The sequence below is a fragment of the Alphaproteobacteria bacterium genome (genome assembly GCA_024244705.1).
GTDB lineage: Bacteria > Pseudomonadota > Alphaproteobacteria > JAAEOK01 > JAAEOK01 > JAAEOK01.
The window spans coordinates 1-817 of record JAAEOK010000039.1; the positions used below are offsets into that span (position 1 = coordinate 1).

The following is an 817-nucleotide window of genomic DNA, read 5'->3' on the forward strand; positions in this document are numbered from 1 at the left end:
CTTAAAGATTTCGTTCTGCTTGAACCAGGTCTCTGTTGTCGTGCCCGCCGGGTCTGTTACCTTTACATATTCAAAACCCCTGAGTTCCTTGGTCTCATAGTCAAGCAGACCTCCCGAGTATGTATAGTCTGTAGTTGATGTATTTCCGTTTCCGTCATCTACAGATATTGATGAGACGGTCTGGAGGATGAAGGGGAAAACATCATTGTCGTATTGGGAGGATGGTTTGTAGGTGATGGTTGTGGTGCCGCCGACGCCGTTATTTGTTGAGATTAATTTATCCGGGAAAGGGCCATTTGAAGTAGACACAATAAACTCATTGCTATTTGACTGAAAAATCAAATCAGCTTTCCCATCACCATTCATATCAGCATACTGCGCCCGACCAGCCTGGAATGATTCTCCGTGGTCCATCCAAGTTGATGTTGGCGCAAACCCACTTCCTGTAGAAAGCGAGACATAAAACTCATTGACATTTCCCTGGAAAATCAAATCAACCTTTCCATCACCATTCACATCAGTATACTGTGCCTGTCCGGCATTGAATGTATCTCCGTGGTCTAGCCATTGGGCTGCGGGAGTAAACCCACTTCCTGTAGAAAGCGAGACATAAAACGTATTGACATTTCCCTGAAAAATCAAATCAGCCTTCCCATCACCATTCACATCAGCATACTGTGCCTGTCCGGCATGGAATGTATCTCCGTGGTCCAGCCATTGGGCTGCGGGATAAAACCCACTTCCAGTAGAAAGCGAGACATAAAACGTATTGACATTTCCCTGAAAAATCAAATCAACCTTCCCATCACCATTCATA

At 45.0% G+C, this 817-nt stretch carries 1 protein-coding gene; it reads right to left on the bottom strand.

The window, feature by feature from the left end; all coding sequences use genetic code 11:
- A partial coding sequence (locus tag GY791_06175) for a hypothetical protein (GenBank protein MCP4328007.1) occupies positions 1 to 817 on the bottom strand: 817 nt, incomplete at both ends.